This is a genomic window from Nitrosospira multiformis, from assembly GCF_900111585.1.
GTDB classification, from domain to species: Bacteria; Pseudomonadota; Gammaproteobacteria; order Burkholderiales; family Nitrosomonadaceae; genus Nitrosospira; species Nitrosospira multiformis_B.
Window position 1 is genome coordinate 410,848 of record NZ_FOHI01000002.1, and the last position, 24,706, is coordinate 435,553.

Genomic DNA, 24,706 nt, shown 5'->3' on the forward strand with positions numbered 1-24,706 from the left:
GCGGATGCCGAAAAAAGCATCTCCCGGCAATGAAAACGCAGCTTCTTTTTACAACGACGTCGAGTCGTAGACGTAACCCAGATCTTCCGTATCCACCAAGTCATCGTATGATTCCCCCCACGGATCCATAATGCGGTCAGACCCGCTCAGATTGGGTTCCGCCGATGAATTGGCCTGTTGCCAGATATGCCACAAACGGTCCACTTCGGCATGATGAAACCAGAAAACGGGATCCGTGGGGGATGACATCGTATTGTTCATGATGCCGCCCACCCAGGCATGACCGTGATTATGAGCGGGAAGGCTCGTTCCATCCGGTCTCCGGCCCCAGCCCTCGATCCCGTAAGTGAATTTCGTATAGTCATTCTCATTGTCCAGACCGGTATTCTGGATGGAGAACTGGTTAACGATGATATCCACATCTGTCGCGTTGGCTTTTTGCGGTGGCGAAGCATTTTTGCGTGATGGTGGCGGTGTTCCCGTATTTGGATCATTTGCAGGCAGAAAACCGTTCAGCCAGGCGGGGAAGGGGTCTTCCCAGCGCCAATAGGGGACCGCGAGTTTTTCAGTTGTACCGGGACGGAGAATAGCGTCAACACGCTGCAATTCCCGCTCGAACTCGACGAGATAACGGCGATGCCAGCCCAGAAAACGGTAAAGGCCTGTCTCGCCCATCATGCCATGCATGTCATGCGACATGTCCATGTGAAACTGGACCAGTTCGAGGTATTTGCCCTCCTCTACCAGACGAACAACCGCATTGCGGAATGCCTCCCGTTTTTCCGGCGAAAGGTCCGCCTGATTCTGGCGAGTGACCGGTGCGCCCGGCGGTTTGGGCGCAAAGGCGGCTGCTCCACCAAGCAGGGGTTTTACCAGTTTCTTATGGATATCCTTAAGCAGCTCCAGCTTGTCCAGGGGAAAGCCGAGAGCGAGAACTTCATCGAAGGTTTTGGGGTGAAGGTGCCCGCCGGTCTCATGCGAATGGTCCATTTTTTTGCTCCTGACAAAGGGTTTAAGGAAAACAACCAGCGCAATATGACTCTCGCTTGATGCCAATACGCCTTGCACACAGTAACTATAGTACATGGCGATTGATCCGCTCGATTTTACATAGTCCGATTATGACCTGTCTGCGCTTGAGTTTGAGCGCAATCGAGAACTCTGTGCCCAAAGGCATTTCGCTTCAAAAAGCCCGCCCCTTTACGGCCGTTGATGGCAAGGGTGGCACTGCAAGTCTTACCCTGCATCAAAATGGCTAGCGCAAGGCAGCGTCGCGGATCGGGCGAATGGTAACCTGAACTTAGGGGATGAGCGGAGTGGGATGTTGGGGAAAAATTCTACTTCTAAGCTGTCTCCTTGACAGGGAAGCCGGTGCTGATACCAGCTCCCCCACCATTTATAGAAGACGTGGAAGAATAACCTCTATCTCATTGCGGCAGAGAATGAGCAAATCTGAAGGGAGAAACGTTAAATGAGGGATGAGAATCTTTAGCGGTGTAAGCGATGGATTACGAACTCAGACCCGCTACATTTGAGGATTACCCATACTGCTATCGTCTCACCAAGAGAAACATGCATGAGTTGTTCTATCGTCACTGGGGAGGCTGGGTTCCAGCCGAGTTCCGTAGAGGATTCGTGATCAAGAACATATCCATGGTGATCATTGCCGGTAAACGAGCAGGTTATCTCAACGTAATAAAAGAGCCCCTGCCTGTTTACGTTGCAAATTTTCAGCTATCTCCTGCATGGCAAAACCGGGGAATTGGCACAAAGCTGTTGAATCGTCTGCTTGCCACTCATTCAAGAGACAGTATTCAACTTACGACTTTTGAAGATAATCCAGCGAAAAGACTATATGAGCGAATGGGATTTGTCGTTGTGGAGAAAAATGGCATGACAGTTAGAATGGAAAAACCACCGAGCAAAGTGAGCGGATCAGACTGACTCCGTGGCGACTGCAGGTATGTAAGGAGGCCCAGAGTAAGAACGAACCCATCAAGGCCATGGCCCGAAGATCGGTTTCGCCAAGGCCAATGCCAAGAATCAACAAAAGGATGCACCTGATAAAAATTCACATTGACTAATTGGGGATCGGATATATGATGAAATAGGGGGGTAAGCGGAGGCGCCTGAGTCTGAGTGGGTGGACCCAATTTCTGATGGGCAGGATTGATCTTCGGTCCTGTTTTTGAAGAGCGGGATATGAGGCGAGCAACCGGAGAAAACCTTGTTTGGAAGAGCTGCTACAACGAGTCCGGGATGCGGTAGGAGCAGCCGAATCCTGTGTGGTGCGGCTTGGGTTAATGAAGAATGCGCAACAGGAGATAGGGAGGTAATAATGGCTTACGATATTCAGCAGGTGATCAATATGTCGCAAGAGGAGCTCGATAAATTGTTTTCTTCCGGGGAAGTCGGCGAGATACCGGACGGTGAAGCAAAGGGCACCGCTATTATCGCGCCCGGCACGCCTTACAACTATGCAATCGCGCAGGTCATCAATTTTTTTGCCTGGCAGGGAAAGATTTTTGATGCCAAGACAAGTACCTTGAAGAACGAAATTTCACCTTTTGGCTTTCGCGCGATCATCGCCAAGGTGTACAAGGACGATAGCTGGTTCGACCACAAGCCGTGCATTGTTCTCGATTATTCGGAAACCTCCACAGTTGCCCAACGGATCCGTGACGAAATCCGCAAGGTGGCGGACAAGCAATATCTGGGAAAGGTTTACTGGGGCAACAAGCACCTTATAGACTTCTTCCTGCAGTTCTGAGTTATCTGAGTGATTCCGCCACACTCCGCTTTCAGGCATTCGGGTTGAAGGTTTGAGACTTCAAACAGGTTTGTGGTTATCGGAACTCCGTCGTTTCACGATGACGTCTGTTTCACTGACGGGCTCAGCTTATACTTCGCAATCGGGTGGCAGGAAACCGGTTGAGCAGAAAAACAAGAAGTCGTATAAATATCGAGTGAGATAAAAAGCCATGACACCTCAATCCAGCTTCATGATTGTTGCGGCTGTACGTGACGGGCAGTTGAAAGACCTGCGCGCCTTACTGGCTTCGATGAATAACCTGCCCGGTCATGCTGACCCCACCAATGAACTGGTTCCATTCGGGAAGTTTGATCGCCTGCACTTCGCACGTTTCGTGATCATAGAAGCAAGAACCGCGCAGGAAATTAGAGCATTCGGTGTAACGCCAAGACCGTGGCAACCCACACTCGCCTTTCTTGGCGATATTGACGGGGATATGCAGACTTTTTTTCTGGAACTGATTGAGCGCGCAGAGTCAGGTCTAAAAAAAATCTTTTCTCATTGCGAAGGTTTTTCTGAGGAAAATCAGGATCTGCTGGGCTGGATGAAGGCAAACAATATAAATGCCAGCGCCACCTATGTTAACTGGATCGGGCGAACGGTCAGGCAAATCCATGAAGAAGCAGCGCTCCATCGAAGTTTGTCTACCTATCTGCAGAAAACTGCAGACGATGTGGGCCGGGAAAATGTCCGTACTTTACGGCAAAAGCTGTTGTCTTATGTCGAAATGGAAAAATATAAAGGCAGGCTTACGTTAACCCCGCCAGAACCCACACCCCCCGAATGGAAAATGCGCAATCTTCTGCATATGATCGGGATTCCATTGATCCTGCTTCTTCTATCTCCGCTATTACTGGTTATTGCACTTATCTTTGCGCTACGTTTGAGAATGCTCGAACGCTCTGACCCTGAACTCTTTATCCGGCCCAGCCGTGAACATTTGGCGGAGCTTACGGTGCAGGAAGATCGGGATGTCAGTAATCAGTATAGTGTGTTCGGCGATGTGAAACCTGGCGTGGTCCGCTTACTGACTTTCAAATTCGTACTCCTGGTGACCGACTATTTTGCCAGGCACATATACAACCACGGATTTCTCGCCCGAATAAAAACGATTCATTTTGCCCGGTGGGTGTTCATGGACAATAACCATAGGGTTTTTTTCGCCAGCAATTATGATGGCAGCCATGAAAGCTATATGGATGATTTTATCAATAAGGTTGGCTGGGGCCTCAATCTTACATTCACCAATGGTGTCGGTTACCCCACCACCCGGTGGATCATCAAGCAAGGTGCAAACCGGGAACATGCATTCAAATATACGCAAAGGCGGCATCAAATACCCACCGAGGTTTGGTATAAGGCGTACCCGGGATTAACAGCCGTTGATCTGGCGCGAAACAGTCGTATCCGGCAAGGCGTGGAAATTCGGCAATCCAATGATGCGGAAATCCGTGAATGGCTCAGCCTGATCTGAGGAGCATGGAAATGAAAGACTCAAGCGATTTTGAATTCGATGACCTTCAGGGGCTGCTGCGCTTTGGATATGGGAAGCTGACGGATACCTCTTTCATGTTGCTGAATATCGTAAATGCCGATCTGGCCAAAAAATGGCTGGAGACAGCACCCATCAGCAGCGCCCTTACGCAGGATCCTCCGCCAGAAACGGCGCTGCAGATTGCCTTTTCCGTGGAGGGTCTGCGCGCCCTCGGATTGGAGGAATCCGTTGTCGAGGGCTTTTCCGATGAGTTCATCGTGGGTATGGCAGGAGATGAAAGCCGTTCCCGCCGCCTGGGTGATGTCGGCAGCAATGCGCCGCAGCAGTGGAAATGGGGAGGACATGCGGCACAGGTGCCGCATGTCCTGTTACTGCTTTACGCCACGAAAGGAGGCATCGATGCCTGGCAAAAAACCATAGAAGGCGAACATTTCTCCAATGCATTTGAGTTGCTGCAGGAATTACCTACGCTTTATATCGGTGACATCGAGCCTTTCGGATTTCCGGATAGCATCAGCCAGCCAACCGTGGACTGGATGCAGCGGCAAAGCACGGATACTCACGAGCGCGATCGTTATTCCAACTTGCTGGCTCCTGGAGAAATCGTACTTGGCTATCGCAATGAATATGGGCAGTACACTGCGCGGCCACTCATCGATCCCCGGAAAGACAAGCTTGCAACCGTGCTGCCGGGCGCCGAGGAGGATCCCCCACTAAAGGATTTCGGCCGTAATGGCACATATCTGGTGCTTCGTCAGCTGAGCCAGGATGTTCCGGGCTTTTGGCAGTTTCTTGACCAGGTGGCGGATCACATACCGGAAAAACGCGAGCAACTTGCCGCAGCGATGGTGGGCCGGGAACTCGATGGTACACCTTTGGTTCCGGCACACATTCCCGGTATTTCACGCAAAGAATATGAGAACGATTTTACCTATGACCAGGACCCAAAGGGGAACTATTGCCCGCTCGGCGCACATGTGCGCCGGTCCAATCCACGTACAGGCGATTTGCCCACGAGTGCATGCGGTCCCCTAGACCGGGTGATCAAAATACTGGGTTTTGGTCAAAGGCCGGATGAAGATCTGATCGCCTCTTCCCGTTTTCATCGTCTGCTGCGGCGTGGTCGCACTTATGGGCCAGCACTTGCACCGAAAGACGCCATCGAGCGCCATGCACCTGTTGCCGAACGGGGAATACAGTTTATCTGCCTAGTGGGCAACATATCGCGGCAATTCGAATTTGTTCAGAATGCATGGACCATGAACAGTAAATTCGATGGCGTACAAGATGAAAAAGATCCAATGCTGGGGAATCGCGAACCCTTGATGAGCGGTGAGAGCACTGATCATTTCAATTCTCCCGATCCGGCCGGGCCGATGCGGACAACCTGTCATTTACCGCAGTTTGTTGCCACACTTGGCGGCGGATATTTTTTTATGCCCGGGCTGCGCGCACTCAAATACATTTCCGCCTTACCTGCTAACAGGACTGGTAGCCCATCATGACGAAGATAAAGAACCGGATACTGAAGGCTATTCACAATTTTCTGATTCTGTTGCTACGGATCGAACGCCGGCTGGAACCCTGGTTCCGCGCACAGTGGAACTATCTCTTTCGCGAACCCAGCGCGAAGTTTATTCAGTATTTGATCAATCGCCGACGCAAGAACGAAGGTTTGCAGCTGGCCGAAGAAAAATTCTATCCGGATGAAGAAGAAAGCCTGAACAAGATTATCGATCTCATGATGGATCAGATGCGCGGGCGTTTCAAACCGGGAGGATATGAGCGGGGCGGCAATACAAAAACACACGGCATTGTGCGTGCCACGGTAACCATACGAGATGATTTGCCGGAACATTGCCGCAAGGGTATTTTTGCCAATCCACGCACTTATCCTGCCTATGTGCGTTATTCCGGACCGGGACCGAATGTGCCTGCGGATATCAATGATGTCGGTTTCATGAGCATGGCGGTGAAACTCATGGGGGTTCCGGGCGAAAAACTCATGAGCGAGGAGAAATTCACGCAGGATTTCATAACGACCAGTGGTGGCGCGACATTCGTCACACCCAACACTCGCGAAAACGCCAAGCTGCAATACTGGAGCCTGGTGGACATGACACTTTATTATTTTCTCAATCCCAAGGATTCCCACCTGCTTGACTTCTTCATGCAGAGCCTGTGGAATGAAACTCAATATAATCCGTTGGGACGGCGTTACTGGAGCTGCACTCCCTATCTGCTGGGAGAGGGACAGGCCATGATGTATTCATTCGTACCGAAAACGACAGATGTTGAAACCCATATTCCCGGTCTGCCATTTGGCACCCCCCCATTTAATTATCTGCGGGAGAACATGATCAAGACCTTGAATGAGAAGGATGTCGAGTTTGATCTTATGATTCAACTCCAGACGGACCCTCATTTGATGCCTATTGAAGATAGTTCGGTACGCTGGCCGGAAGAGCTTTCCCCGTTTATTCCTGCTGCCACGGTTCATATCCCGAAACAGAAATTTGATTCCGACGCCCAGTTTGAGTTTGCCAAGCGACTGAAAATGAATCCGTGGCATTGCCTGCCTGAACACCGGCCGTTAGGCAATCTGAATCGGGCACGCTTCAGAATGTATTATGAACTATCCAAATTCCGGCAGGAGATGAATGAAACCACCCATCTTGAACCAACCGGGGATGAGATATTCGATTAGTATTTTTTACAGTATCACTCCTTATTTCAGGACACGTAACAGGGCTAATAAAAATTAGCCTGAAGCCCTAGGCGAAACTGTTACGTCCATCAAGCGTCCCGAGATCGGTCATACCACCTCATTGGGTGGTGTGGAGCTATCGCTGTAATTTCCCCCCCATTAAATGGTTACACCGTTTGGAATGAATCTTGGATTCATGCGATCATAGGCGAAAGAACGTCTGCTATTTCTTTGGTCGATTTCCTCTTCTATTTCCTTCAACCTGTCCCCAAACCGCTCTATTACCTCGTGTGCTTCAGAATCGAATTGCTGTAAGTTGTACTGACCGAGCGAGTTGACACGAAAATTTGTCAGAAAATAGGTCCAGGTTTGCGAATAAGCAGCTCGAAACGCTGGCTGAAACTTCAATAATCCAGCTGCATCAATTTCAGCGTTTTTTCCAACCGGAGGCGGCGCATAAGCTGAATGCGGCATATTGGGAACGAATCCCGGATATTTGTATTGGTTGAAGTGAATGCACGAATGAAAAGCAGTACATAGAAAAATGATATGACCGAGAGTCTCGCTCAGCTCTTGCCTGGATTCGAAGCTGGCAGGAAACCCGGGAATCCTGCCACGATCCCGTGCGCTGATATCATGTGCCCATGCCTGAATTTCATAGTCATCAATAATATCCGCTTCAGATTTGTAATATAAATCCACATATTCTTTGCTAAAGCCTTGAATCGCATTCCACAGCAAAATGCCATCATCGCGATAGGGATAAAAAAGATCAGGATTATCGACTTCGCGCTTCGCAATATCATCAGGGAAGGCGGATTCTTTAAAATTAAAGCTTGTCATGCCATTGGCCATGCACTGTGTCATCGAGTCATAGTCTCCGGCAAATAACTCACCGTACCGGCCCGGCCGTCCTTTCCGGTCTTTCAGGAAAGTGTGCTGGTGATTGACATTGAGCGTATGCTGAAGATGCGGATTCAATAGAACGTAAAGCGGGTGAGATTTATAAAGCTGTCTTCGTGAAGCCATGATAATGGCTTCCATCACGTAATGAATACGGGTTGCATGGGTATACAGGATGTGATGGTTGCCATCCGCGACCTGGGCAAATATTTTTGCTGTCAGCCAGAGATTGCGGTCTTTTGACGTATAGATTGGATTATTGGGCCTGTCATCCTGGTATAGCTGGATGGCAATCGGCCGCAGCATGCCGTCCGGTTGCAGAAACAACACGACGATCGGAGTCGTGACATATTGTTTTTGCCCGCCGTCGATATACCCCGGGTTTGACTGCAATACATCCAGGACTGCATAGTCCAGGACGTATATGCGTCTTTGCTCGGTGGCAGCCATATAGTCGATCTCATCAATCTGCTCTTCAAAAATTTGTCGTATCTCAGGTTCCGGCAGCTTTTCCGGTAGCGGATTCTGACGGGTTACAGCGCGCAATATCACAGGATTTACTCCAATGACGCGCTGCAGGCCAAATATCAGGTCTTGCTGGAAGCTATCCACGAGATCGGGATTTGGAGGACTCGCCGGAAAAAAAACATAATCCCGATAACTTTCCATCGGCTTGCCGAGCAAGTAGCGTAAAAAGGTAATCGATAGGCTGGGTAAACTTGGAATCAACCGTAAAAGATTCATTCCCCCACGGAGCCAATATCCAATGCCGGGTATCTCCCGCCATGGCAGTTTACGAACGACTGCAATAGTATTGGCATACTCATAGGCGTATTGATACTCAGCTTGCCTCTGAAGAAGATAATTCTTCCGATCTTCTTTACCTGTATTTTCTTCATTCTGCGGTAGCTTGTTCGACACGAGGCCCTCCTTTATAAAAATAAGGTTCTCGCCTGGTTTCCATAGCTTTTTTTCTATGTGCCCTATCTTTCACTGATCACTGGACAGATGTATTGAAGCTTGCAACGACAGTATCCCTATCCCTTACATTACGTTTGACGATATCCGCAAGTGAGCCTGTTTCTTCAATAACGGATTGTCCAACCTTTGAAAATGTCTTTTCATTGTGTACATAAATCGATACAAGCGGGTTTGTCAGCGCATGGGTAAACGCATCGTACCCCACCATCCGTACCATAAGGCGCCCAAGACTGAAGCCTTCATCATGATCTTCGGCAAATATGCCAACCTGCCACTCCAGATCGTCGATCCGGTCTTTATAAAGGTTCTTCAGTTCCCGCTGTAGTTCGCTGTCTTCCGTCAATTCCTCGAAACTCTGCAAACGCGGCATGCTGAATGCTTCCCGATAGTCATTGAAGGGGCGCAACTTGGCCTGCCGTCCCATTGCGATGGAGCGCTCCATGACACTTCGATTATCGTCACCAATGGGCAGCGGATAGAAAAAGTAATCATGTGTATTGTGAAGACCAATACGACCCGCTCTTTGCATCGATGCAGCCGTTATCAACCTTCCGATGCCATGTTGAATTACCAGCGGGGTATTGTTACGAAACGCATCCAGCGGATAGGACTGGTTACCGACTCTGTAGCTTTCCGGAACCATGGAATGCCACCGATACAGGAGGTTGAATTCCAGAGAGATCCAGTTGGTGCGGTACCAGCGCTGCCTTTCCGCCAGATCAGGGGATGGGTCGAGGGTAAAACCGAACTGTGTAAAACGCGAAACGTAATCCGCCAGAACCACTTTGATCAGCAGCACAACCATGATGTTTCTTGCGGTCTGAAACAGGCGTTCATCATCCCATTTCGGGTAAGCTTCTTTTAGCAGGTCACAAATCCGGTTGTGTTCACGCAACATCACAGTATTCATTATGGTATAGCCAACCGATGAGTTGCCGTGCTCCAGTCCCGCGGCAAACATGCGTTTCAACCGTTCCTCGGGGAGATTGCTAAAAACAAAATCCAGAACCTCGCGGGGATGCAGCTTCTCGAATTCTTTATCTGCGAATACCCAGTTGCCTGTAGTCGTTTCCTCCACGTTAAAAAGGTAGGGAGGAAAAATTTCCTCATCGATAATCTGGTACTTCAGCTTCCCATCTTTTTTCAACCGTAAATAATGCGTAATTTCTTCCCGCAAACCATAGATCTGGCAAAGATCGATTTCATGGTTCGATGTATTTTTCCGGCGATCGCGAAAATCCGTCCTGAGGAAACTATCGGTAAACCACTGGGCAAAGAAAGCAAACAGTATGCTTGTATCGACCGAAGGTATTTCCTTGTTCTCTTTTCTTCGCCATAAATCAACGACTCTTTCCATGTCCGGAAGATTTTGATCGCCTTCCGCCTCTGGCAGATGCCGTCCGGTAAATGTCTTGTCAGTCAACGATTGCCATGTCGTATAAGATGAAGCCATCGAGAACGGCCGGGGCCGAGGGTTTGTGGAATAGGCTTGCCAATTGACAAAAGCGTCACTGATAAACCGCCGTAACCATGTTATCCGCGAAACAATTCTGACGAGCCGGGGAAATCTGCTCGCAATCCGAAACAGGATCGGGAAAAAGAATTCATACATAATCTCATACCCCTTCTTCGCGTAAGCGGCAAGTCACCGCTGACTCCCATATTCTTGTTTTTTAGAACGGTGGTATATGTGCACGGGTAGAGATCGACAAACAATGAATTGCTCATTTTTCGACTCTGTCAACCTGCATGCTCAAATGGCTGCTTTTCGCCGCCGGGCTGAAATCGGAAATCTCGCGACCCGCACAAAAACATGCTTTGTCATAAATATCTTCAATTCACAATAGTTCATAAAAAAGGGGACGTCAAAACCGGTGATCTGTTGTAAAAGCTAAAAAATAGCCTAATATCAGAATGGAATGCGAATGCAACGTTATCCTGGCTCATGACAAGAGGTCGCAATGCCCCCTTCCCACCAGCCCCCGGAAAGTCAGCCCACTGTCAAAGTTTTTGACCCGCTGGAGCTTGACCGCTCCGTGATTGCTATTCCTCTTCTGCGGCAGATGGAGGAGGAATTAAGAGGAATTGAAGCTTTTCGGGCGGCGCATCCGTTCCCCGAAAATGGAGAATTCAATGCGCTGATCGAATACAACAGAGAATTCGATGGAAAGCCGGAGGAGATGCGGGAGTTGGTCGTCAAGATGGCCGAAGAGGCGGCAGCGAAGGCATTGGAAGCATCGAAAAAACGGGTCGAAGAGAGCAAGGGGATGGCCCCAGCGGGAACACGGGGCACGCCGGTGCGCGGTGGCTCGACAAGGAGTCGGGCTGATATTTACGGAAATCTTTTTTTGATGGAGCAACGGCGCGACAAGGATCTCCAAGAAGCGATCGGGACTCAGAAAATCGGACCGGTCTCGGAGGATGGCGCCTATAGCTTTGCCAGCTTGCATGCAACCATAATACGGCGAATATTAGCCGCAAACGAACGGCTGTCACAGGTTGAGGAAGCATCAAAGAAACCTATCCTTCGGATCCATCCTACACGTTACGAGGTCATCATCGATATCAATCTCGAATATCCGGGTGGGCGGGAAGAGGCCCGGCGCTGGATTTACCAGAATATCGAAGAGGCCAAGAACAAAGCGAAAGTGTACGACGCGGGCCAGGATGTTTATCTTAAGAAGGAGCAGCGCGAAAGCGGCTACATGTTCGCCTGCCTGGAAGCCCGTGTCATCAAGGCGCTCATCGAGCTCGATGTTGCCGAGGCAAAGGTGAAGGCTCGCGAGGCTCAGGCAAAAGTGGGGGATACGAGCCATGAAGCGAAGGCTCGTGCAGCAAAAATCAACCCGGCCAAGTTTCGCGCCATCTTCCGCATATGGCCGGATTTTGAGATTTCTGCCTCCATCACCCATTCCATTGCCACGATAAAAGCCGACGCGGCCCAAAATTCTTTTTCCGCCCGAGGCGCCGGAATCACCTGGGCGGTGATGGACTCAGGAATAAAACAGGATCATGAGCACTTTCGCAAGCACAACAACATCGATAAAGACTCCAAATGGCATAAAGACTTTACGGCTGAGGGCAGCGACCCCTTCAACGATGAGAATGGACATGGGACGCATGTGGCAGGCATCATTGCCGGCGAGTGGCGTCCAGCCGGTGCGCCAGGAGGGACAGAAGCCGCTGCGCCAGCGGAGGTTTCCCCTCCGGGCGATTCCGCCGCGCCATCCCGAATTCCTGTAGCGGTTTCCCGTTATCTGAAAACGGGTTCCGAAGATGTCGAATACCAGCAGATAAAACTGGTGGACGGCATCAGCGGGATGGCGCCGCGCTGCAAGCTGGTAAGCCTGCGGGTGCTGGACGAAAACGGAAAAGGGAGCGTGAGCAATCTCATCGCGGCCATCGCCCATGTGCAGGAGATCAATGGTTACGGCCGAAAGCTTCTGATCCACGGAGTCAACATGAGCTTGGGATATACCTTCGAGCCCGAATGGTTCGCCTGCGGTCAGAGCCCGCTCTGCGTCGAGGTTGACCGGCTGGTAAAAACTGGCGTCGTGGTCGTGGTTGCCGCGGGCAATACAGGTTACGGCACGTTGAAGGCCTCCACAGGTGCGCTCTCGGCGGGAATGGCGCTGACCATCAATGATCCCGGTAATTCGGAACTCGCCATTACGGTGGGTTCGACCCATCGCGACATGCCGCACGTTTACGGGGTTTCCTACTTTTCCTCGAAAGGGCCGACGGGTGACGGTCGCCTCAAGCCTGACCTCGTCGCGCCCGGCGAAAAAATCATCTCATGTGCCACGGGTCAGTTAAAAAGCGAGGGCGCGCAGGGCATCGAATGCGACTACGTCGAAACCAGCGGCACGAGTATGGCGGCCCCCCATGTCAGCGGCGCGATCGCCGCATTTCTGTCAGTACGAACCGAGTTCATCGGCAAAGCAGAACGTGTCAAGGAAATTTTCGTTGATACGACTACTGATCTGCGGCGCGACCGCTACTTTCAGGGCAGTGGTCTCGTTGATCTGATGCGCGCTATTCAGTCGGTGTGATTTTGAAAGTATAAAAAAGAGAAAAAAAGGAGCATGGCCATGAATGAAATCGCAGGAATTCCTTATGTGGAAGCAAGCTTCGACAAGAACGGCCAGGGTCCTGAAGAGGAGGTCGTTCTGGCTGCCGGGGTGACCGACCTTATCATCATGTCGCACGGGTGGAACAACAACAAGTCCAAGGCAGAAGATCTATATAACAGCTTTTTTGCAAGCTTTGCCGCTGCCGCCCAGCCAAACGATTTATCCGGGCGAAAGCTTGGCATTCTGGGGGTATTCTGGCCATCCAGGGAATACGATACGTCTGTTGCCGTTTCAGGTACTCCTGCCACTGGGGGAGGTGGCGCAGCCCTCGGGGGGGGAAACGGCGATTCGACCAAGCGGCTGGAAGAGAAACTGGATGACATGAAAGAAATTTTCACGGAGACGGAGCAGAAGAAACTTCTTGATGAGGCGAAAGCATTGCTTCCGGATCTCGAGGAAAAAGCCTCGGTCCGGGGTCAATTTGTGAACAAAATGCGCTCCCTGCTTGATCCGAGCGCGGCAGGCAAAGAGGATGCATCCAATATCTTCTTCAAGGATGACGGCAACGAACTGATGAAAAACCTGAAGGCCGAGGAAGAGGATCTGGGCGAGGATGTGGCGGGAGGCGGAGCAGCGTTGCCGCTCGGGGTGAGCGCTCCCGCACCGGCAGAAGGCGGAGCGGCGGGATTGGTAGAGATTCTTTCCGGATTCAAGGCAGCTGCCATAAATCTGCTCAACTATACCACCTACTACGAGATGAAGACGCGATCGGGAACCGTGGGTAAGAACGGGGTTGCCCCGCTGATCGATAAACTTGCCTCTCAGATCGAACGCATCCATCTGATCGGGCACAGCTTCGGCTGCCGTGTCGTCACCTCGGCGGCGCTCGGCTCGAAAACCGACAAGATAAAAAGCATGATACTCATCCAGGCGGCCTTCTCCCAGAATGGGTTTTCAAGGATTGAACAGGGATTTTACCGTGCGGTCGTGGATAATCATCGAGTCAAGGGCGCGGTCCTTATCACACATACGCCCAACGATAGAGCAGTAGGTCTGGCATATCCGCTCGCATCTCGCATCAGCGGCGATAAAACCATGGCGTTTGGCGATAAGGATGATCTGTTTGGGGCGATGGGCCGTAATGGAGCGCAGAAAATGGAGCACGGCGAAGCCGTCGAAGGCAAGCTGCTTTCCGTAGGCGGCACCTATGCTTTCAAGGCCAATACTTATTTCAATCTTGAAGCCAGCGATTTCATCAAGAACCACAACGACATAAAAGGGAAGGAAGTTGGCTACGTGGTGCGCAGGGCCGTCGCAACCGCATGAATGGGCTAATCGCCAGGCAGAGCCCGTCCCTTGTATGATTCGACAAGCATGGCCTGAGCCGCCGAAGGGCCAGGGCGAACGGAGGCTCCCTGCGTGACCCTGTCGAAAAAAAACCGTCAGGATAGAAAACTTTTGCTCCCGGCGCGCATCTAAGATTTGGGTTTTTCGGGACTTCCTGCGGGTCGTCTCGATGACGACAAAACCCTCGTCATCATTGATAGCCTCTTCTCTTTACCGTCAGCCGTTTTGCGCAGGTGGAATGCGCCTGTCCAACCTGCTGAAAATACGTTTCGGGCTATAATCTGATGACGATATGCACTGATATGCATTGAGATTTGGCCTTGCCAAGTCTCATGTCTTTCCTGCTTGCCTCAAGAATCATTTCATGAATGTTTTTTACGAAGAGGAAGGCACCTTCAAGGTAGGTGCGGTTCTTGCCGATAACACGACTTCACTGCAAGTGGAGGCGCCTCACGGCAAGCGCGCAAAAATAAAGGCAGCCTCCGTGCTGCTGCGGTTTGACGCGCCCTCATTGACTGAATTCATGGATGTCGCGCAAAAAACGGCGGAAGATCTTGACCCGAATTTTCTCTGGGAATGTTGTGAGAGTGAGGTCGAATTCGCCAGCGATGCGCTTGCTGCAGATTATTTCGGCGATCGGGTGACACCGGAAGAAGCGGCTGCGGTATTGATCCGGCTGCACAGCGCGCCGATGTATTTTTACAAGAAAGGGCGCGGCCGCTACAAGGCCGCGCCGCCGAAAGCGCTGGAGGCGGCGCTCGCCAGCCAGGAGAAAAAGCGCCGCCAGGCGGAACAGCAGGCCCATTACATGCAATCGCTGAGCGAGTTTATCCTTCCGGAAGAATTCAAGCCGACACTATTCAACCTGCTCTATCGCCCGGAAAAAAATTCGGTCGAGTGGAAAGCGCTGGATGCCGTCTGTGCCGCGACGAAACTGAGCGTTTCCCAGTTGCTGCAAAAATGCGGTGCGATCCCTTCCACGCATGACTATCATCTCAACCGTTTCCTGCTGGAGCATTTTCCCGAGGGTACCGGCTTCGATGAACTGGGTGCTGACCAATTGGTGGTTCTGCCCGATCTGCCGGTAGCGGATGTGGCTGCTTTCAGCATCGATGATGTCACCACCACTGAAATTGACGATGCCTTTTCCGTTACGCCGCTGACGCTGGGAAGTTTCCGCATCGGCATTCACATTGCCGTACCCACGCTGGGCATTGCCCCCGGTTCGCTCCTGGACAAAGTGGCGGAACAGCGTATCTCAACCGTATATATTCCGGGCAACAAGATCACCATGTTGCCGGAACCGGTGATACAGCAGTACACATTGAGCGAAAAACAATTGCGTCCCGCTGTTTCGATGTATCTGGACGTGGCCGATGATTTCACCGTGACCGCCACCAGCACGCGTGTCGAGCAAGTAAAGGTGGCAGCCAACCTCCGGCACGACACATTGGAGGAGCAATTCAATGAATCTACCCTGGCTGGAGGAAGCATCGATCATCCCTTCGGCAGGGAGCTGGCCGCATTATGGAATTTTGCCCGCAAGATGGAAGCACTCCGGGGCAAGACCAACGACAGCAATAACGAACGCATCGACTACAACTTCAATCTTCATGGCGACCATATCATGATTACCGAGCGTCGCCGGGGCTCGCCCATCGATAAGGTGGTGTCTGAGTTGATGATTTACGTGAATGCCGAATGGGGCCGGTTGCTTGCGGATAGCGGAGTCGCCGGCATCTATCGCAGTCAGGGCAATGGCAAGGTCAGGATGAGCACGTCGCCAGCCCCGCATCAGGGTCTCGGTGTTTCCCAGTACGCCTGGATCAGTTCGCCCATGCGCCGCTACGTGGATTTCATCAATCAGCGGCAACTGGTTGCGTTGCTGCGAGGAGAAGAACCTCCTTATACGAGGGAGAGCGAGAGCCTGCACATGTTCATGCGGAATTTCGAGTCCACTTATGAGGTGTACGGCGATTTTCAACGCTCGATGGAACGCTACTGGTGCTTGCGCTGGTTATTGCAGGAAAATGTTCTGGCAACAGGCGCGCAGGTGTTGAAGGAAAACCTGGTGAAGCTCGATCGCCTGCCGCTTGTGGCGCGTGTCGCATCGTTGCCGGAGCTTTCGCCGGAAACGGCTATCGAGGTTGAAATCTCGAATATCGATCTGCTGGAACTTACCTTCAGTATAAAATTCCTGAGAAAACTGCAAGCTTGAGATTTATCCTGTAACATAGCAGGCCGTTACGGTTTACGGCCTTTCAGCCTCACTATTCTTCGGCAGATTTGAGCGCTACCCCGACTATAGCGACAATAACGACCCTGAACACAACCCTAAGCGAGTTTAATCCGGGCGCGAGTTACAGCTCCCCGTTGAATGAAGTATCGCGCCTGAAAACCGCGATACTGGTCTCGGTTATTCTCCATGTCGTGGTTTTGTCCAGCGTCACTTTCAAGTTCCCTCTTTCGCAAATCCGTGCAGTGAGCGCGCCACTGGAAGTGATGCTGGTGAATAGGGAGCCCGCTCTCCATCCGGACAAGACAGACAGGAAAGAAGGGGTGCCGCGAGTGGCGCACGAGAGTCCTGCTGTAAAAGGCAACGCTAACCGGCATCCAGCCCAACCCACTCCTCCCTTGCCGAAACAGGAGGACACAGCAAATATTCCCCGGAAGACTATTGCCGATTCCGCTTCCACTGCCCAGGAAGCAGGACCGCGCGAACTCCGGACACCGCCATTGATGGCAGCCACTGAGAATGACAACCATCAAAGTGCTGATGAGCCTGATCCCCTGGTCGCCCAAGCTCAACCTCAGATTCAAACCGGGCAGGACCAGAACGCTATCTTTGATACTGCGGACCTGGTTCAGCGCGGATTGGCAATCGCACGCGTAGCGGCGCGCGGCGACGCGAGTCTTGAAACCTATCAAAAACCGCTGAAACGAAAGTTTATCGGCAGCCGCACCCGGGACTATCGTTTTGCCCGCTACGCCGAAGATTGGCGCCTCAAGGTGGAGCGGATCGGGAACCTGAATTACCCCGAGGCGGCAAAACGTGAACAGCTTTATGGCAGCTTGCAGCTTACCGTCGGCATCCGCTCCGATGGCAGTCTGGAATCGGTTGAAATAAACCGCTCTTCCGGAAAGAAAATTCTGGATCAGGCAGCCGTCCGTATCGTGAAGCTGGCGGGGCAGAATGGCTTCGCCCCTTTTCCCCCGGAGCTCAGCCGGGATACCGATATTCTGCATATTACTCGCTCCTGGGTATTCACCAGCGCCGATGAGCTGACAAGTGAGTGATCATGCGGGCGTACCGATTTGCCCGCAGGTATTGCTCACAATCGCATGTCTCCCTGTTTCCTCCTCCCGGTCGGCTCCAATCGGAGTCTGATTCCATGACTTACACCGGGAGTGACCATGAGTGATCTTTATGCCGTCATCGGTAATCCTGTTGCTCATAGCAAGTCGCCCCTGATTCATGCGGGATTTGCACGTCAAAGGGAACAGGATATTCATTATGAAGCGATGCTTGCGCCATTGGATGGGTTCGTGGAAACGGTAGCTGCCTTCAGGCAGCGGGGCGGCAAAGGGGCGAACGTAACGGTGCCATTCAAGCTGGAAGCCCACACGCTATCAAGCTGCCTCACGGAGCGGGCAAAGGCTGCGGGGGCAGTGAACACGCTTGTATTCGAGGCAGATGACATCCTGGGAGATAACACGGATGGCGCGGGGCTGGTGCGGGACATCGCCGTCAATCTCGGCTATGCGCTCGATGACCGGCGTGTCTTGCTCATGGGCGCGGGCGGAGCAGCCCGCGGGGTAATCAGGCCCTTGCTCGAGCATGAGCCTGCCGCGCTGGTGATTGCCAATCGCACCCGCCAAAAGGCAGATGACCTGCAGCGGTTGTTTGCATCCTCGGGGAACGTCATTTCCGCAGCGTACGAGGATCTTCGCGGGCAGGAATTCGACCTTGTCATCAATGCCACCTCCGCCAGCCTGCAGGGCGACCTGCCGCCTCTGCCAGAAGGTATTTTCGCCGGCGCTTCGTTGGCCTACGATATGATGTACGGCAAGGGGCTTACTCCTTTTCTGCAATTCGCGCAGCAGCAGGGGGCAGCGCGGCTGGCCGATGGAATCGGCATGCTAGTGGAGCAGGCGGCCGAATCCTTCTTTCTCTGGCGCGGAGTACGGCCGGAAACGGAACCGGTCATTGAAATGTTAAGGTCAAGCCTCGGCAGTCCGTAGATTGATAGGCGGAGCAGCGAGGGCGTCCTCCGCCGGTGAGGGTGGCGCAACTGCGCAACCTGGAAACAACAGTGGGAATAATAAGAATGTTTTTCAAGCGCTGGTTCTGGCGGATGTTCCTGTTTCTCATTGCCGCCATATTTGCCTATCAATTCTGGATTTTCAGTCGGATTGTCTATTGGAACTATTTCAATCCTTCTTCCAGCGCTTTCATGCAAACCCGGCTGGAAACACTGCGGGAAAAAAATACGAAGGCTGCACTGCGTACCCGCTGGATTCCTTACGAACAGATTTCTCCGCATCTCAAGCGGGCAATCATTGCAGCCGAGGACGCGAAATTTCTGGAGCATGAAGGATTCGATTTCGATGCTATCCAGAAGGCGTACGAGAAAAACCTGAAAAAGGGCAGGCTGATCATGGGCGGCTCCACCATCAGCCAGCAACTGGCAAAAAACCTGTTTCTTTCCGGTGACAAGACTCCATGGCGTAAACTCCAGGAAGCGTTCATCACGCTGATGCTTGAGAAAGTGATGTCCAAACGCCGTATCCTGGAGATTTATCTGAATGTGATCGAATGGGGCAATGTGGTGTTCGGGGCCGAGGCTGCGGCCCGCCATTACTACGGTATTTCCGCTTCTTCTGTTTCAAGGGAGCAGGCGGCTCGGCTCGCTGCCATGGTTCCCAGTCCCCGGTTCTACGACGAAAATCGCAATACGGCTTGGCTGTCGAAGAAAACGCGCATGATTCTGCGCCGTATGGCGTCGGCTTCCATTCCCTGAGATAAAATAGCAGAGGTCGAGGTGGCCGATGCGCTCTCCCCTGTCAGGCAGAGCCGCGGGTTGTGGGAGAAGTCTCATCCCGTCGGCTGTCCGCTGCCGATCGGTTTCTCCGTGCTTTTATGCCCGGTTTGCGTCTTCACTCACCTTGTCATAATATTCGACGTTTTTTTCCCTACAATCAGATCAGGCAAAACCTGTTCCAGGAACCTCCCTAATGGCAAATAACCTCAGGGAAACAGAAAACCTGCAAGAACATTTGCAGCATGTGATCCAGCTACTGTACGAGCACAAGCTCGCGGAAGGGCTCCTGCCCCCGCAGCCCCTGCCGGAGCAGGGGCTCATGGATGGGCTGCTGCACGGGCAAAGCCTGGCTGAATTGCAAAGACTCCTTGACGAGCTTCATCCCGCTGACGTTGCCCACATCCTCGAGGTGATGCCGCTGGAAGACCGCTTGTTGATCTGGGATCTGGTCAAGGCGGAGCGTGACGGGGAAATCCTGCTGGAGGTGTCGGACGCCGTCCGTGAAACCCTCATCGCCTCGATGGAACGCGGCGAGATGCGCGCTGCGGCAGAGCAGCTCGATGCCGATGAAATCGCGGACATCGCGCCTGATCTTCCCCGGGACGTTCTCGAAGATGTATTCCAGTCGCTTCCCATGGAAGAGCGCGAGAAGCTGCGGGCGGCCATGTCCTATCCGGAAGACGCGGTGGGAGCGCTCATGGATTTCGATGTGGTCACCATTCGTGAGGATGTAACGCTGGAAGTGGTTCTTCGCTACCTGCGCCGCCTGAACGAGTTGCCGGATCAGACCGACCTTTTGTTCGTGGTGGACCGGAACGAGTATTTCAAGGGCGTGCTACCCTTGAACCGCCTGCTGGTAAGCGATCCAGCCGCGTTGGTAAGTTCGGTCATGAGCAAGGAAACCATCGTGTTCTATCCTGACGAAAGGGCGCAACAGGCAGCGCAGGCATTCGAGCGCTACGACCTCGTTACCGCCGCGGTCGTCAATGCGGAAGGAAAACTGGTGGGACGGGTCACGATCGATGCCGTGATGGACTTCATCCGGGAAGAATCAGCCAGCGAAGCCCTGAGCGTAGGCGGCTTGAGTCAGGAAGAAGACCTGTTCGCGCCCATCTGGAAGAGCCTCAAGAACCGTTGGACCTGGCTTGCCATCAACCTCGTTACCGCGTTCGTCGCCTCGCGGGTGATCGGCCTGTTTGAAGATTCGATCGAAAAACTCGTTGCCTTGGCCGCGCTCATGCCGATCATTGCCGGAATAGGGGGAAACTCCGGCAATCAGACCATTACCATGATCGTGCGGGCGCTCGCTTTGGGACAACTGAATGGCGGGAATGCCCGCATGCTGATCAGCAAGGAAATCGGCGTGAGTGCCGTAAACGGCGTGGTGTGGGGCGCCGTGGTTGGCGGGTTTGCTTACATTATTTACCGCAGTTTTTCCCTCAGCCTGGTGATGATGCTTGCAATGATGCTCAACCTGTTGCTGGCCGCGCTCATGGGCGTGCTCATACCACTGACCCTGCACAGCCTGGGGCGCGATCCTGCCGCGGGCTCCAGCGTAATGATAACCGCCGTGACCGACAGCGGAGGTTTTTTTATCTTCCTGGGGCTCGCAACCCTTTTTCTGCTATAGCCCCTGCTATAACCCCATGCGGGGCTATGGGAGGATTTTCTCGCCCGTCATCAATTGCTCGACCGATTCCCGCTGGCGAATGAGATGGATACGGTCGCCGTCGATCATCACCTCGGCGGCGCGCGGACGCGCATTGTAATTAGAGCTCATGCTCATGCCATAAGCCCCGGCCGACATGACAGCGAGCAGATCACCCTGAGCCAGCGCCAGGTGGCGGTCATGCCCGAGAAAATCGCCGGTTTCGCACACCGGACCGACAACCTGATAGGTTTTTGCATCCATTTCGTTGCGCACAACCACCGGAAGGATTTCATGGTAAGCCTTATATAAGGCCGGGCGCATCAGGTCGTTCATGGCCGCATCGACAATGGCGAAATCGCGATGCGACGTAGGCTTGAGATACTCGACGGTTGTAAGCAGTACACCCGCATTGCCCACCAGCGACCTTCCCGGTTCGATCAGGATTTTCTGCCTGCGGCTGCCCACCACGCTGCGCAACGCCTCGACATATTCCCGTGCCGAGGGGGGATTTTCCCCGGCATAACGTATCCCCAGGCCCCCACCCAGATCGAGGTGCTCGATCCCCAACCCTTGCGCCTCCAGCCGGTCGAGCAGCCCCAGCATCTTCTCGCAGGTTTCGATGAAAGGCGTCAATTCCGTCAATTGCGAGCCGATATGGCAATCGAGACCGGCCACCCGTACGTTGCCGAGCTCCTGCGCAGAAGCATAAAGCGCCTCCGCCTCATCGAAAGGAATGCCGAACTTGTTTTCCTTGAGTCCGGTGGAAATATACGGATGGGTTTTCGCATCCACATCCGGGTTCACCCGCAGGCTCACCGGCGCAACCTTGCCCATTTCTCCGGCCACGCGGTTCAGCACATGCAGCTCCGCTTCCGATTCCACGTTGAAGCATAGTATGCCTGCTTCGAGCGCTACCTTCATTTCCGCAGGCTGCTTGCCCACACCCGAAAAAACGATTTTTTGCGGATCGCCGCCTGCTTTTAGCACTCGTTGCAGTTCTCCTCCGGAGACGATGTCAAAGCCGCTTCCCAGGCGGGCGAGCAGGTTGAGAATGGCAAGGTTGGAATTCGCCTTGACTGCGTAACAGACCAGATGATCTCGCCCTGCAAAGGCTTCGTCGAATTCCCGGTAGGCTGTTGTCAGTGCCGCGTGCGAATAGATATAGCAGGGCGTGCCGAATTCAAGGGCGATGCGCTCCAGTTGAACTGATTCACCCCACAAACGCCCGTTGTGGTAACTGAAGAAAGGAAAACCGCTCACTTCTTTTTCTCTGTATCCGGAGATTTTTGTGGCGGCGCTGGAGCCGGCTCCTGCGGAAGGTAGAGCGGACCCTTGAGGCCGCAGGCGTTCAGCAGCAGGGTGGTCAGGGCGAGAGCGGCGAGGGTGCGCATAAGTCAGTGTGAGAAGGAGAAGCGGGGGATACTAACATAAAGGCAAGAGCTTACTGAACTTAGCATTAGTCCCCATAGATGTAGCCACGCAAGTCCTTTGCGGTTATGACTTTGGCGGCTGTGAAATTATGAGTCTTTTAAGTGATGGGCAAAGCGCTCCATCTCCTCGTGGCTATCGATCTTAGATCTCCTGAACAATTCTCCATGGCAGAAAGTAGAGCAAGTAATAATATCTTGCCCCGCCCTCACCCAATCCCCCTCAATTTCTTCCTCGCCCCCGCATAACCCGGATACACGCTACCCACCGTCTGCCAGAACGCCTTCGAATGGTTCATTTCGATGAGGTGGGAGAGTTCATGTGCGACTACGTAGTCCACCAGATCGAGCGGTTTCTGGATCAGGCGCCAGTTGAGGCGGATGATGCCGCGTGAGTTGCAGCTGCCCCAGAGTGTGCGCGCACTGGAGAGGCGCAATTGCGGCAGGGCCACGCCAAGTTTATTTGCGTAAAGGGTAATGCGTTCGGTAAAGCAGGTCAGCGCGTGCTGACGGTACCACTTCATTACGGCGCTTTCGATTTGCTCGGCAGCAACCCTGGAGGACAGGGATAAGCGCGGCTGCTCATCCTTGCTTCTGGCGTTCTCGCTTACCTGCATCATCTGTACCGCGCCCTCGGCGGTAACCGTCACCTGCCAGGGTTCTCCGAGCAAGGGAAAGATGGCGCCTTCTTCCCACGCGGGGCGGGTGGGCTTCCTGTTCTTCCATTCGTCGAGCTTGGTGACGATCCAGTCGGCTCTTTTTTGCAGTACGGATTCGACCCAGTTCAACGATTCCCGCATCGGAATGCGCACCGTCAAGCCCTCGCTGCTCACTCTCATGCCGATGGTCTTGCGCCTGCAACGCATGAGCGTGTAGGGGACTTCGCTGCCGTTCAGGTTTATATGGCGCAGTTCGTTTGCCGCGAGTTTGCTCGTTTTCGTCCTTTGGAATGCAATCTTCTTCACGTCGCGGGTTCCTCTTGCGTTTGGTCCGGATCGGGGTTTTCGTCCGGATGCAGATTATCGATCCGTGCCACCTCTGCTTCTATCCAGGCTTCCACTTTTGCATTGAGTTCGCCCGGTTCCATGCCGCTGGGGTCGATGGGTGCGCCGATACTGACGGTGATCGTGCCGGGACGCTTGATGAAGGCGTTCTTGCCCCAGAAGCGGCCCGCATTGTGCGCCACCGGTATGACTGGTGCGCCGGTATGGATGCCGAGCCAGGCGCCGCCAATGCCGTATTTGCCCCTTTTGCCGGGGGCGATGCGGGTGCCTTCCGGAAAAATGACGATGCAGAATCCCTGCCTGAGCCGGTCTTTTCCCTGCTCGACGATCTGCTTCAGCGCCGCTTTTCTCGAGCTACGATCGATCGCGATGGGGTTGGTCATCGCCAGTCCCCAGCCGAAAAACGGAACCAGCAGCAGTTCCTTTTTCAGCACCCACACTTGCGGAGGAAAGATCTGCTGGAAGGCGATCGTTTCCCATGCCGATTGGTGCTTCGACAGAATGATGCTCGGCGTAGGGAGAATATTTTCTTTTCCTATGACGCGATAACGGATGCCGCAGACCGTAGTCAGCAGAAACAGCATCAGGTGCGCCCAGCCGGAGGTGATGCGATAGCGGTTGAGGCGCGAAAGCGGGAACGCGGCAAAGACGATCAGGAAGTAGAAAGGAGTGATGATGAGCTGCAGGAGCGCGTAGAGCGTCGAGCGCAGCACGACCGGAATCCAGTTCATTGCGTCAGGGCATTGACCGCCGCCGAGAGATCGGCGAATATTTTCGTGTTTTCGGGCAGGTCCTCCTCGGCTTCGGTCTTTTTTCCTTTGCCGGTCAGCACCAGGACGGGAAGCGCGCTGACGGCAGCTGCGCACTGCAAATCACGCAGCGAGTCGCCGATTGCAGGCACACCTTTCAAGTCCAGCCCGAAACGTTCTGAAATTTCCTTGAACATCCCGGTGGCGGGCTTGCGACAATCGCAGTTGTCGGTGTTGGCATGGGGGCAGAAAAACATCGCATCGATGCGTCCCCCGGCCTGAATGGCGGCTTTGCACATCTTATCGTTGATGGCATTGAATGACACCATGTCCAGCAAACCTCTGCCAATGCCGGACTGGTTGGTGGCGACCACCACCCGATAGCCCGCCTGCGTGAGGTGCGCGATTGCTTCCAGACTGCCGGGAATGGGCTTCCATTCATCCGGCGTCTTGATAAAGGCGGCGCTGTCATAATTGATGACGCCGTCCCGGTCGAGAATGACGAGTTTCATGAT

The 24,706-nt window shown here is 53.1% G+C and carries 20 protein-coding genes; 12 read left to right on the forward strand and 8 right to left on the reverse strand.

From position 1 onward, the window contains the following. Positions 1-48 precede the first annotated feature (48 nt). Complete coding sequence (locus BMW46_RS04900) at positions 49-990, reverse strand: tyrosinase family protein (protein ID WP_256376950.1); 942 nt, start codon at positions 988-990, stop codon at positions 49-51. A 513-nt stretch (positions 991-1,503) separates the two neighbouring features. Between BMW46_RS04900 and BMW46_RS04905 the strand changes: the two genes are divergently transcribed. From BMW46_RS04905 to BMW46_RS04925, 5 genes are all read left to right on the forward strand, one after another. Next, positions 1,504-1,944 carry a GNAT family N-acetyltransferase gene (locus tag BMW46_RS04905; RefSeq protein ID WP_074705400.1) on the forward strand — a complete coding sequence of 147 codons (441 nt, stop codon included), beginning with the start codon at positions 1,504-1,506 and terminating at the stop codon, positions 1,942-1,944. Positions 1,945-2,338: 394 nt separating this feature from the next. Continuing rightward, positions 2,339-2,770 (forward strand): hypothetical protein, encoded by a 432-nt coding sequence (locus BMW46_RS04910; protein ID WP_074705403.1) that lies wholly within the window; start codon positions 2,339-2,341, stop codon positions 2,768-2,770. A gap of 211 nt (positions 2,771-2,981) precedes the next feature. Then, positions 2,982-4,286: a hypothetical protein gene (locus tag BMW46_RS04915; RefSeq protein ID WP_074705405.1), complete on the forward strand. Its 1,305-nt coding sequence runs from the start codon at positions 2,982-2,984 to the stop codon at positions 4,284-4,286. After that, a complete protein-coding gene (locus BMW46_RS04920; RefSeq protein ID WP_256376951.1) occupies positions 4,268-5,812 on the forward strand; it encodes a Dyp-type peroxidase in 1,545 nt (514 codons plus the stop codon). Before BMW46_RS04915 ends, BMW46_RS04920 begins: the two co-directional genes overlap by 19 nt. After that, positions 5,809-7,014 (forward strand): catalase family protein, encoded by a 1,206-nt coding sequence (locus BMW46_RS04925; protein ID WP_074705408.1) that lies wholly within the window; start codon positions 5,809-5,811, stop codon positions 7,012-7,014. The genes BMW46_RS04920 and BMW46_RS04925 overlap by 4 nt, the downstream gene beginning before the upstream one ends. Positions 7,015-7,173: 159 nt before the next feature. Here the strand turns inward: BMW46_RS04925 and BMW46_RS04930 are convergent, their stop codons facing one another. Next, a complete protein-coding gene (locus BMW46_RS04930; RefSeq protein WP_074705411.1) occupies positions 7,174-8,838 on the reverse strand; it encodes a lipoxygenase family protein in 1,665 nt (554 codons plus the stop codon). Between the two features lie 76 nt (positions 8,839-8,914). Further along, positions 8,915-10,351 carry a peroxidase family protein gene (locus BMW46_RS04935; RefSeq protein WP_256376952.1) on the reverse strand — a complete coding sequence of 479 codons (1,437 nt, stop codon included), beginning with the start codon at positions 10,349-10,351 and terminating at the stop codon, positions 8,915-8,917. Between the two features lie 508 nt (positions 10,352-10,859). Here BMW46_RS04935 and BMW46_RS04940 point away from each other — a divergent pair. The 7 genes from BMW46_RS04940 (at position 10,860) to mgtE (ending at position 20,990) form a co-directional block, all read left to right on the forward strand. Beyond that, complete coding sequence (locus BMW46_RS04940; protein ID WP_074705416.1) at positions 10,860-12,950, forward strand: S8 family peptidase; 2,091 nt, start codon at positions 10,860-10,862, stop codon at positions 12,948-12,950. Positions 12,951-12,989: 39 nt separating this feature from the next. Beyond that, positions 12,990-14,297 (forward strand): alpha/beta fold hydrolase, encoded by a 1,308-nt coding sequence (locus BMW46_RS04945; protein WP_074705418.1) that lies wholly within the window; start codon positions 12,990-12,992, stop codon positions 14,295-14,297. Positions 14,298-14,682: 385 nt separating this feature from the next. Beyond that, positions 14,683-16,536: a ribonuclease catalytic domain-containing protein gene (locus BMW46_RS04950; RefSeq protein WP_074705421.1), complete on the forward strand. Its 1,854-nt coding sequence runs from the start codon at positions 14,683-14,685 to the stop codon at positions 16,534-16,536. Between the two features lie 68 nt (positions 16,537-16,604). Continuing rightward, the gene (locus BMW46_RS04955) at positions 16,605-17,615 is read left to right on the forward strand and encodes an energy transducer TonB (RefSeq protein ID WP_256376953.1); all 1,011 of its coding nucleotides are present in this window, start codon (positions 16,605-16,607) and stop codon (positions 17,613-17,615) included. A gap of 117 nt (positions 17,616-17,732) precedes the next feature. After that, entirely contained in the window at positions 17,733-18,560 is an 828-nt protein-coding gene (gene aroE, locus BMW46_RS04960) for a shikimate dehydrogenase (RefSeq protein ID WP_074705427.1), read from the forward strand. 86 nt (positions 18,561-18,646) lie between these two features. Continuing rightward, positions 18,647-19,339 (forward strand): monofunctional biosynthetic peptidoglycan transglycosylase, encoded by a 693-nt coding sequence (mtgA, locus tag BMW46_RS04965; protein WP_074705429.1) that lies wholly within the window; start codon positions 18,647-18,649, stop codon positions 19,337-19,339. 214 nt (positions 19,340-19,553) lie between these two features. Beyond that, positions 19,554-20,990 carry a magnesium transporter gene (gene mgtE, locus BMW46_RS04970; RefSeq protein WP_074705431.1) on the forward strand — a complete coding sequence of 479 codons (1,437 nt, stop codon included), beginning with the start codon at positions 19,554-19,556 and terminating at the stop codon, positions 20,988-20,990. Positions 20,991-21,014: 24 nt separating this feature from the next. Here mgtE and lysA read toward each other — a convergent pair whose 3' ends face one another. The 5 genes from lysA to gmhB form a co-directional block, all read right to left on the reverse strand. Then, positions 21,015-22,271 carry a diaminopimelate decarboxylase gene (lysA, locus tag BMW46_RS04975; RefSeq protein WP_074705434.1) on the reverse strand — a complete coding sequence of 419 codons (1,257 nt, stop codon included), beginning with the start codon at positions 22,269-22,271 and terminating at the stop codon, positions 21,015-21,017. After that, positions 22,268-22,402 carry an LPS translocon maturation chaperone LptM gene (gene lptM, locus BMW46_RS15935; protein ID WP_074705437.1) on the reverse strand — a complete coding sequence of 45 codons (135 nt, stop codon included), beginning with the start codon at positions 22,400-22,402 and terminating at the stop codon, positions 22,268-22,270. Before lptM ends, lysA begins: the two co-directional genes overlap by 4 nt. 245 nt (positions 22,403-22,647) lie before the next feature. Further along, complete coding sequence (locus BMW46_RS04985) at positions 22,648-23,403, reverse strand: M48 family metallopeptidase (protein ID WP_256376954.1); 756 nt, start codon at positions 23,401-23,403, stop codon at positions 22,648-22,650. Next, positions 23,400-24,173, reverse strand: a complete 774-nt coding sequence (locus BMW46_RS04990) for a lysophospholipid acyltransferase family protein (RefSeq protein WP_074705440.1) — start codon at positions 24,171-24,173, stop codon at positions 23,400-23,402. Before BMW46_RS04990 ends, BMW46_RS04985 begins: the two co-directional genes overlap by 4 nt. Beyond that, positions 24,170-24,703, reverse strand: a complete 534-nt coding sequence (gmhB, locus tag BMW46_RS04995) for a D-glycero-beta-D-manno-heptose 1,7-bisphosphate 7-phosphatase (RefSeq protein WP_074705443.1) — start codon at positions 24,701-24,703, stop codon at positions 24,170-24,172. Before gmhB ends, BMW46_RS04990 begins: the two co-directional genes overlap by 4 nt. Positions 24,704-24,706: the final 3 nt, after the last annotated feature.

Bases quoted from the DNA above. Each gene is read 5' to 3' on its own strand.
- BMW46_RS04900 (WP_256376950.1), bottom strand. From the start codon at position 990: ATGGACCATTCGCATGAGACCGGCGGGCACCTTCACCCCAAAACCTTC.
- BMW46_RS04905 (WP_074705400.1), top strand. From the start codon at position 1,504: ATGGATTACGAACTCAGACCCGCTACATTTGAGGATTACCCATACTGC.
- BMW46_RS04910 (WP_074705403.1), top strand. From the start codon at position 2,339: ATGGCTTACGATATTCAGCAGGTGATCAATATGTCGCAAGAGGAGCTC.
- BMW46_RS04915 (WP_074705405.1), top strand. From the start codon at position 2,982: ATGACACCTCAATCCAGCTTCATGATTGTTGCGGCTGTACGTGACGGG.
- BMW46_RS04920 (WP_256376951.1), top strand. From the start codon at position 4,268: ATGGCTCAGCCTGATCTGAGGAGCATGGAAATGAAAGACTCAAGCGAT.
- BMW46_RS04925 (WP_074705408.1), top strand. From the start codon at position 5,809: ATGACGAAGATAAAGAACCGGATACTGAAGGCTATTCACAATTTTCTG.
- BMW46_RS04935 (WP_256376952.1), bottom strand. From the start codon at position 10,351: ATGGCTTCATCTTATACGACATGGCAATCGTTGACTGACAAGACATTT.
- BMW46_RS04940 (WP_074705416.1), top strand. From the start codon at position 10,860: ATGCCCCCTTCCCACCAGCCCCCGGAAAGTCAGCCCACTGTCAAAGTT.
- BMW46_RS04945 (WP_074705418.1), top strand. From the start codon at position 12,990: ATGAATGAAATCGCAGGAATTCCTTATGTGGAAGCAAGCTTCGACAAG.
- BMW46_RS04950 (WP_074705421.1), top strand. From the start codon at position 14,683: ATGAATGTTTTTTACGAAGAGGAAGGCACCTTCAAGGTAGGTGCGGTT.
- aroE (WP_074705427.1), top strand. From the start codon at position 17,733: ATGAGTGATCTTTATGCCGTCATCGGTAATCCTGTTGCTCATAGCAAG.
- mtgA (WP_074705429.1), top strand. From the start codon at position 18,647: ATGTTTTTCAAGCGCTGGTTCTGGCGGATGTTCCTGTTTCTCATTGCC.
- mgtE (WP_074705431.1), top strand. From the start codon at position 19,554: ATGGCAAATAACCTCAGGGAAACAGAAAACCTGCAAGAACATTTGCAG.
- lptM (WP_074705437.1), bottom strand. From the start codon at position 22,402: ATGCGCACCCTCGCCGCTCTCGCCCTGACCACCCTGCTGCTGAACGCC.
- BMW46_RS04990 (WP_074705440.1), bottom strand. From the start codon at position 24,173: ATGAACTGGATTCCGGTCGTGCTGCGCTCGACGCTCTACGCGCTCCTG.
- gmhB (WP_074705443.1), bottom strand. From the start codon at position 24,703: ATGAAACTCGTCATTCTCGACCGGGACGGCGTCATCAATTATGACAGC.